This window comes from Aeromonas sp. S2(2024) (assembly GCF_041402505.1).
GTDB classification, from domain to species: domain Bacteria; phylum Pseudomonadota; class Gammaproteobacteria; order Enterobacterales; family Aeromonadaceae; genus Aeromonas; species Aeromonas media.
In genome coordinates this window covers 374,691-382,484 of the sequence record NZ_JBGLRL010000002.1, presented here as the reverse complement: position 1 = coordinate 382,484, position 7,794 = coordinate 374,691, and the positions used below count along the sequence as shown (strand labels likewise).

Here is a 7,794-nt window from a genome sequence, read left to right as displayed (position 1 = left end):
CTCGATGACTTCCACCATGTTTTGCCATGGCAGAATCTGCTCCATGCGGGACAAGAAAATCTCTTTTCTGGTCTGACGGCGCTTACTGCTGAATTCACTGTCGGCGAAGGTGAGCTGATGACTCATGATGAACCCTTTTTCATGGCTCCAGATGACAAACATGATCTCATATCAGGGACTTGTTCGCACCTTCCTTAATGAATAGTTTATCGAAATGTTTGTTAATGGCGTTTTGTTGTTTTGTGCACACATGGGCATATGCTGTTGAGGATTGTTCAGATGAAATCATATATCAAGTGGATACCAATATTGAAAGTGGTGAGCCAGTGAGTGTTGTATCAATAAAGTATAATGAGGAGGTGAGATCGTTCACAGTTCCGTTTACTGCGGGAAATAGTTCATGTAAAAGAATAAATAATGATGGTCTTATAAAACTAACTGTTCCTTCTGATGGGCCCAGACAGAGTGCCGTATATTATTTTGATGTTGCTGGGAAGCTTAATTATATAGGTGGTGCATCTATCTCAACAAGCTCAGGCGAGGAGCGAGTAAGTGGTATTGGCAAAATAAATAAGGGCGATGGAATCACTGCGGTTAATTTGGCAGGGGTAGCAAGTGAAGATGCTTCTATCATAAGTAAAATCATAAATATTCCTTATGTTCTTACAGATAATAAAGTGTCAGACCTATACAGTGAGATGCGTTATATTGAGATCGATGCATTGTCAGAGAGTACTGGGAACAAAATTTGTGACAGTGACGAGAGCGTGTTCTATTACTGTAAGACAAAATCGGGGAAAAATTTGAACTTATGTTACTCTCCTTTCTCAGGAGACATAACATATAATTATGGCAGGCAGGGAAAGGAGCTATCACTTAATGATTTTTCATTGATGGGTGAGATATTTAGCTTTAAGAATAAAAATACGATGTACAATGTGTCACCTGATAAGGGTGAGATATCAGTGATCCAGAATGGCAAGATATTATCTGTTATTTCATGCACATGAAATATTTATTTTTGTATAGATTCTATTATATTCCGACACCGGCTTAAGGCCGGTGTTTTTATATCCAGGATCGCGTAGTTACGGCTCTCAGGTTCGTTCTCTTTTATCTGAGCATCGAGATCAGCTGTGTTCGTTTTTGTCGGGGATGTTGCCTGAAAGGCTCCCATTGAAGCTTTTTTGTGTGGCATTAACAAGTCGGATGTAGGCAGCAGTGGCAGGTCCTGATGATTAGCAATCCAGGTTTGATTAATTAATCGGTCTTGTACTGTTTTTTCCAAGCTTTCTTTGCGTGCCCCACTTGGAAAAATTGCGGTCCCAGTATCGATAACAGCCAATATCACTCGTAGGAGAATGATACTGTGACAACGCTTTCATTTTCTTTAATGGATGGCCGGAATGGATCGATAATTTATATGATTTTAATTGTATTGGATCTTGAAATGCCTCTTTATGGGTATTCTGTGTCATGCTTATGAAGCAATAAGTGCATGTTATATATAGCTTTTTATTTTCATTTCATGGGGTCTCGAGCGCATTAAAGTGTGGTGACTTGATAAAGATCAACATAAAGGGGGAGGGGGAGGCATAGCATTCCCGCCATTAAGCATTTGTCAAACAATGCTCACTGACGGGAATAAAAAGAATGGTCGAGGATACTTTTTTATCGGCTCATGGAATTAATCGCCGTGACTTTATGAAATTGTGTGCCGGGATGGCCGCAACCCTGGGATTAAGTCAGAATGCCGTCGCCAAGATGGCCACCGCGCTTACCAGCCCCGAGCGGCCGCCGGTGATCTGGATTGGGGCGCAGGAGTGTACTGGCTGTACCGAGTCGCTGCTGCGGGCCACTCACCCCACCATCGAGAACCTGATCCTCAATACCATTTCGCTGGAGTACCACGAGGTGCTCTCGGCGGCCTTTGGTCATCAGGCGGAAGAGAACAAGCACAACGCCATCAAGCGTTATAAAGGCAAGTATGTGCTGGTGGTGGATGGCTCCATTCCGCTCAAAGATGGCGGCGTATTCTGCATGGTGGCCGGTGAGCCCATCGTCGACCATATTCGCCGCGCCGCCGCCGATGCGGCTGCGGTCATCGCCATCGGCTCCTGCTCCGCCTGGGGCGGTGTGCCTGCCAGCGGCGGCAACCCGACCGGCGCCGTCAGCCTGGAAGAGGCCCTCGGCAATATCGGCACCCCCATCATCAATATCCCGGGCTGCCCACCCAATCCCCACAACTTCCTCACCACGGTCGCCTACTACATCACCTACGGCAAGCTGCCGGCGCTGGATAGCAAGAAGCGTCCGCTGTTTGCCTACGAGCGCCTGATCCACGAGAACTGCGAGCGTCGTCCGCACTTCGATGCAGGCCGCTTTGCCAAGGAGTTTGGCGATGAGGGGCACCGTCAGGGCTGGTGTCTCTACCATCTGGGCTGCAAGGGGCCGGAGACCTATGGCAACTGCTCGACCCTGGAGTTCTGCGATGTGGGCGGCGGCATCTGGCCGGTCGGCATCGGCCACCCTTGCTATGGCTGCAACGAGCAGGGGGTCGGTTTCAGCAAGGGGATCTTCCAGCTCGCCAAGGTGGAGAACCCGACCCCGCGGGTGGATAAACCCGACGTGAAGATCCAGGAGGGGGGCTATACCTCGCCCACCGCGACCGGCCTTATCGGTGGCGCCCTCGGGGTGCTGGTGGGGGTGAGTCTGATGACGGTGCGTGAACTCGGTCGCCAGCAGAAGCGCCACGAAGCCGGGCAGCACCCATCACGGGAGGAATGACCGTGAACAGACGCAATTTCCTCAAATTCGCTTCCGTCGGTGCACTGGCGGCGGGCACAGCCGTACCCGGCACCGCACTGGCGGCGGCCAAGAACAAGCCGCCCATTCCCGGGGCGCTCGGTATGTTGTATGACTCCACCCTCTGCGTCGGCTGTCAGGCCTGTGTGGCGGAGTGTCAGCGTCTCAACGGCAACCCGGCCAATCCGGAGGGCGCACAGATCTGGTCCACCAACGACAAGCTGACCCCCTACACCAACAACATCATTCAGGTGTGGAAGAGCGGCACGGGTGAGCACAAGGATCAGCTGGTGGATGGCTACGCCTACATCAAGAAGCAGTGCATGCACTGTGTCGATCCCAACTGCGTCTCGGTCTGTCCGGTGCAGGCCCTTACCAAAGATCCCAAGACCGGCATCGTTCACTACAATCCGGACGTCTGTACCGGCTGTCGCTACTGCATGGTGGGCTGCCCGTTCGATGTGCCCAAATATGACTACGACAATCCGCTGGGGGCGATCCACAAGTGCGAGCTCTGCAACCAGAAGGGGCTTGAACGAATTGATCAGGGCAAGCTGCCCGGTTGTGTCGAGGTGTGCCCGACCGGCGCCGTGATTTTCGGCACCCGTGAGGAGCTGATGGCCGAGGCCAAGCGTCGCCTGCTGGCGGCCCCTGGCAGCGAATATGCCTACCCGCGCCAGACCTTCAGCGCCAACGACCCTTACCTGCATGAAGTGCCCAACTACCAGCCTTACGTCTATGGCGAGAAGGAGGGGGGCGGCACCCAGGTGCTGGTGCTGGCCGGAGTGCCCTACACCAAGCTCGACATGCCCGACTTGCCGGAGCTCTCCTCCGGTGCCCGCTCCGAGCATATCCAGCACACCCTCTACAAGGGAATGGTGCTGCCCATGGTGGTGCTGACCGGACTCTCGGTGCTCATTCGTCGCAATAGCAAGAAGAACGGTCACGATCACCATCACGATGATGGTCATGATCAGAGCAGCGCTCAGATTAAAGATCAGAGTTCAGCAAAGGGGGGCAAGGATCATGAGTAATCACAAGGCGCATCCTCTCGGCGGCAAGCTGGTCAGCTGGCCGGTGCTGGTGCTGGCCCCCTTTGCCGTGCTGTGCGGCATGTTGATCTTGAAACGCCTCTTCTTCGGGCTGGGTTCGGTCACCGACTTGAACGGGGGTTACCCCTGGGGGTTGTGGATCTCCTTTGACCTGCTGATCGGCACCGGTTTCGCCTGTGGCGGCTGGGCGCTGGCCTGGGCGGTCTATGTGTTCAACCGGGGCGAGTATCACCCGCTGGTGCGACCGGCGCTCTTGGCGAGCCTGTTCGGCTACTCGCTCGGTGGTCTCTCCATCACCATCGACGTGGGCCGTTACTGGAACCTGCCCTACTTCTACCTGCCCGGTCACTTCAACACCTCCTCGGTGCTGTTCGAGACGGCGGTCTGCATGACCATCTATATCGGGGTGATGGCGCTGGAGTTTGCGCCCGTGCTGCTGGAGAAGTTCGGCTGGAAGGCGTCACTCATTCGCCTCAACAAGATCATGTTCTTCGTGCTAGCGCTGGGGGCACTGCTGCCCACCATGCACCAATCCTCCATGGGCTCGTTGATGATCGTCGCGGGGGAGAAGATCCATCCGCTCTGGCAAAGCTACGAGCTGCTGCCGGTCTTCTCCTTACTGACCGCCTTCATCATGGGTTTTTCCATCGTGGTGTTTGAGGGATCCCTGGTGCAGGCGGGACTGGCGGGGCGCGGCCCCAACGAGAAGTCGCTGTTCTACAAGCTGACTCAGGTGATCGACATCTTCCTGATCCTGTTTGTGGCGCTGCGCTTTGCCGAGATCGTCATCAACGACAAGTCGGAGTACCTCTCCGAGTGGAACCGCTTCTCCATCATGTTCTGGAGCGAGATTGCGCTGATGATCTTCCCGCTGCTGGTGTTCCACTGGGACAAGAGCCGTCGCGATTCGCGCATGTTGTTCCTGGGGGCCCTCAGCATGTTGCTGGGCGCAGCCCTCTGGCGACTGGATTACTCCCTGCTCGCCTTCAACCCCGGCAATGGCTACCACTACTTCCCCTCCGCGGAGGAGGTACTGATCTCCCTGGGTTTCGTCGCCATCGAGGTGTGTGCCTATTTGCTGTTGATCCGGCTGCTGCCGGTACTGCCATCACTTGAACGTGTTCACCAAGATTATCAGGCCCGAGGGAAAGCCAACGTATGAGCCAACGTATCACCATAGACCCCATTACCCGCATTGAGGGGCACCTGCGTATCGACTGCGAAATCGAAGGCGGCAAAGTGACCAAAGCCTGGTCGTCCGGCACCATGTGGCGCGGGATGGAGGAGATCGTCAAGGGCTGCGATCCACGCGATGCCTGGATGATCGTGCAGCGCATCTGCGGGGTATGCACCTCCATTCACGCCATCGCCTCGGTGCGGGCGGTGGAGAACGCCATCGGCGCCAAGGTACCGGTCAACGCCCAGTACATCCGCAACCTCATTATCGCGGCCCACAACATCCACGATCACATAGTCCACTTCTATCAGCTCTCCGCGCTGGACTGGGTGGACATCACGGCCGCACTGCAGGCCAATCCGCAAAAAGCGGCCGACCTGCTCAAGGGGGTATCGACCTGGTCCCTCAACAGTGCCGATGAGCTGACCAAGGTGCAGGACAAGATCCGCGCCCTGGTGGCTAGCGGCCAGCTCGGCATCTTTGCCAACGGCTATTGGGGTCACAAGGCGATGAAGCTGAGCCCGGAGGTGAATCTGATCGCCGTGGCCCACTACCTGCAGGCACTGGAGTGTCAGCGCGATGCCAACCGCATTGTCGCCATCCTCGGTGGCAAGACCCCCCACATTCAAAACCTGGCGGTGGGCGGGGTGGCCAACCCCATCAATCTGGATGCACCGAGCGTGCTCAACCTCGAGCGGTTGCTCTATGTGAAGAGCTTTATCGACCGGCTCGGCGAGTTTATCGAGCAGGTCTACAAGGTGGATGCCGCCATCATAGCCGCGCACTATCCCGAGTGGCTGAACCTGGGGCAGGGGGCCAAGCACTACCTGAGCGTGCCGGAGCTCCCCACCGACGCCAACGGCGGCAGCTTCCTGATGCCCGGTGGCTACATCGAGAATGGCGATCTGGCCGGCTATCGTCCCATCGAGAGCCATCAGGATGCCTGGCTGATGGATGGCATCGCCGAGAGCAACAAGCACGCCTGGTACAAGGATGACTCCCCCCTCAAACCCTGGGAGGGCAAGACCGAGCCCAACTACACCGGCTGGCAGGATGACGGCAAGTACTCCTGGGTCAAATCTCCCACCTTCTACGGCAAGGTGGTGGAGGTGGGGCCGCTTGCCGACTTGCTGGTGAAGCTGGCCGCCAAGCACCCGGAGACGGTGGCGCACTTCGATCAGCTGAACGGCCTCTATAAAACGCTCACCGGTTCAGCCATCAAGACTGAACAGCTGCACTCCACCCTGGGCCGCATCATCGGCCGGGCGGTGCGCTGCTGCGTGCTGAAAGACACCTTGTCTCATCAGTGGAAGGCGCTGGTGGACAACATCGGCAAGGGAGATTTCAGCGCCTACATCAAGACCGAGATCCCGGCGGACAAGGAGTTTCGCGGGGTGGGCTTTGAAGAGGCGCCGCGCGGCATGCTCTCCCACTGGATCGTCATCAAGGGCGGCAAGATCGAGAACTATCAGGCGGTGGTGCCATCGACCTGGAACTCGGGCCCGCGCAACTTCAATGACGAGCCCGGTCCCTACGAGCAGGCGCTGGTGGGCACCCCGGTGGCGGATCCCGCCAAACCGCTGGAGGTGGTGCGCACCATCCATTCGTTCGACCCCTGCATGTCCTGCGCGGTCCACGTGGTGGATACCCAGAATGGCGAAACGACTCAGGTGAAGGTGCTGTGATGAACACCCTGATCCTGGGCGTGGGCAACCTGCTGCTCAGCGATGAGGCGGTGGGCGTGCGCATCGTCGAGGGGCTGGGGCGCGAATACCGTTTCGCTCCCGGCATCGAGCTGCTGGACGGCGGTACCGCCGGTATGGAGCTGCTCGAAGCGATGGCCAGTCGCGACCACATCATTCTGGCGGATGCGGTGCGCAGCGGTAATCCGCCGGGTACCGTGGTGACCCTGAAGGATGAGGAGATCCCGACCCTGTTTGGCCGCAAGATCTCCCCGCACCAGCTGGGGCTGGCGGACGTGCTCTCGGCGCTGCATATGACGGGGGAGTCGCCCAAGCGGCTCACCCTGATCGGGGTCGAGCCCGAATCCCTGGAGCCCCGCATCGGCCTCACCCCCGTGGTGGCGGCTGCCATGGGGGAGGCGACGGATCGGATTTTGACCCTGCTGGCTGCCGTTGGTGCGCCCGCCATTGCGCTCTCTGAGCAGGAGAAAGCTGAACAAGCGCGGGAGGGCCTATGGCGCAGTCCCATTTAAGCGAGCTTGATGCCGTGCAAGAACGCGTGCAGGAGTTTGCCGGTTTTACAAGCGATCCCGCACCTCTGCTGGTAGCCCAGTACGAGCGGATCGCTCGCGAAGAGATGCAGGCGTTGCCCTTCTATCACGCCACCATGCCCATCGTGGCCGAGTGCGTGCTGTTTGAAGGGCAGTGGCTCGGTTGCGTGCTCACCCCCTGGATGCTGAGCGTGGTGGTGTTGCCGGGGCCGGATCAGCTTTGGCCGGTGCGCAGCAGCGAACGCCTCGCCCTGCAGCTCCCCTGCGGCAACCTGACCTTTATGGTGGGTGAACTGCCCGAAAGTGGTCAGCTGCTGGCCTGCTCCCTGATGTCCCCCATCGATCCCCATCTCGGTGCCGAGCAGGGGCGCTCACTGGTAAGCAGCACCCTCAAGATGCTGCACTCCTTGCCTGTGCAGCAGGGGGAGGGACGTGTCGATCTCGGCCGGCGACGGCTGTTTGGTGCGCGCGGGTGTTAGCCTGCCTGCGTTGGTAAAAAAGATGGGGCCCTTATCGGCCCCTCATTC

8 protein-coding genes and 1 pseudogene are annotated in these 7,794 nt (G+C 57.2%); 7 read left to right on the top strand and 2 right to left on the bottom strand.

From position 1 onward, the window contains the following. Positions 1-126, bottom strand: a pseudogene (locus ACB039_RS04135) (IS5/IS1182 family transposase); the annotation flags it as partial. A gap of 116 nt (positions 127-242) precedes the next feature. On the opposite strand from ACB039_RS04135, the gene ACB039_RS04130 reads away from it, so the two are divergent. Then, positions 243-1,010 (top strand): hypothetical protein, encoded by a 768-nt coding sequence (locus ACB039_RS04130; protein WP_371165191.1) that lies wholly within the window; start codon positions 243-245, stop codon positions 1,008-1,010. Positions 1,011-1,015: 5 nt separating this feature from the next. Here the strand turns inward: ACB039_RS04130 and ACB039_RS04125 are convergent, their stop codons facing one another. After that, positions 1,016-1,345, bottom strand: a complete 330-nt coding sequence (locus tag ACB039_RS04125) for a hypothetical protein (RefSeq protein WP_218408758.1) — start codon at positions 1,343-1,345, stop codon at positions 1,016-1,018. 308 nt (positions 1,346-1,653) lie between these two features. Here ACB039_RS04125 and hybO point away from each other — a divergent pair, with 308 nt between their 5' ends. From hybO to hybE, 6 genes are read left to right on the top strand one after another with little or no spacing between them, the layout of a single operon-like run. Then, complete coding sequence (gene hybO, locus ACB039_RS04120) at positions 1,654-2,787, top strand: hydrogenase 2 small subunit (protein ID WP_226169501.1); 1,134 nt, start codon at positions 1,654-1,656, stop codon at positions 2,785-2,787. After that, positions 2,784-3,839, top strand: coding sequence for a hydrogenase 2 operon protein HybA (hybA, locus tag ACB039_RS04115; protein ID WP_232092272.1), 1,056 nt, complete (start codon positions 2,784-2,786; stop codon positions 3,837-3,839). Before hybO ends, hybA begins: the two co-directional genes overlap by 4 nt. Continuing rightward, entirely contained in the window at positions 3,832-5,019 is a 1,188-nt protein-coding gene (gene hybB / locus ACB039_RS04110; protein WP_182785671.1) for a Ni/Fe-hydrogenase cytochrome b subunit, read from the top strand. Before hybA ends, hybB begins: the two co-directional genes overlap by 8 nt. Further along, positions 5,016-6,719, top strand: a complete 1,704-nt coding sequence (gene hybC, locus ACB039_RS04105) for a hydrogenase 2 large subunit (protein WP_182785670.1) — start codon at positions 5,016-5,018, stop codon at positions 6,717-6,719. Before hybB ends, hybC begins: the two co-directional genes overlap by 4 nt. Next, positions 6,719-7,249, top strand: coding sequence for a HyaD/HybD family hydrogenase maturation endopeptidase (locus ACB039_RS04100; protein WP_182785669.1), 531 nt, complete (start codon positions 6,719-6,721; stop codon positions 7,247-7,249). Before hybC ends, ACB039_RS04100 begins: the two co-directional genes overlap by 1 nt. Beyond that, positions 7,231-7,746: a hydrogenase-2 assembly chaperone gene (gene hybE / locus ACB039_RS04095; RefSeq protein WP_182785668.1), complete on the top strand. Its 516-nt coding sequence runs from the start codon at positions 7,231-7,233 to the stop codon at positions 7,744-7,746. The genes ACB039_RS04100 and hybE overlap by 19 nt, the downstream gene beginning before the upstream one ends. The last annotated feature ends 48 nt before the right edge of the window (positions 7,747-7,794 follow it).

Coding starts and splice junctions, on each gene's coding strand:
- hybO (WP_226169501.1), top strand. CDS start 1,654: ATGGTCGAGGATACTTTTTTATCGGCTCATGGAATTAATCGCCGTGAC.
- hybA (WP_232092272.1), top strand. CDS start 2,784: ATGACCGTGAACAGACGCAATTTCCTCAAATTCGCTTCCGTCGGTGCA.
- hybB (WP_182785671.1), top strand. CDS start 3,832: ATGAGTAATCACAAGGCGCATCCTCTCGGCGGCAAGCTGGTCAGCTGG.
- hybC (WP_182785670.1), top strand. CDS start 5,016: ATGAGCCAACGTATCACCATAGACCCCATTACCCGCATTGAGGGGCAC.
- ACB039_RS04100 (WP_182785669.1), top strand. CDS start 6,719: ATGAACACCCTGATCCTGGGCGTGGGCAACCTGCTGCTCAGCGATGAG.
- hybE (WP_182785668.1), top strand. CDS start 7,231: ATGGCGCAGTCCCATTTAAGCGAGCTTGATGCCGTGCAAGAACGCGTG.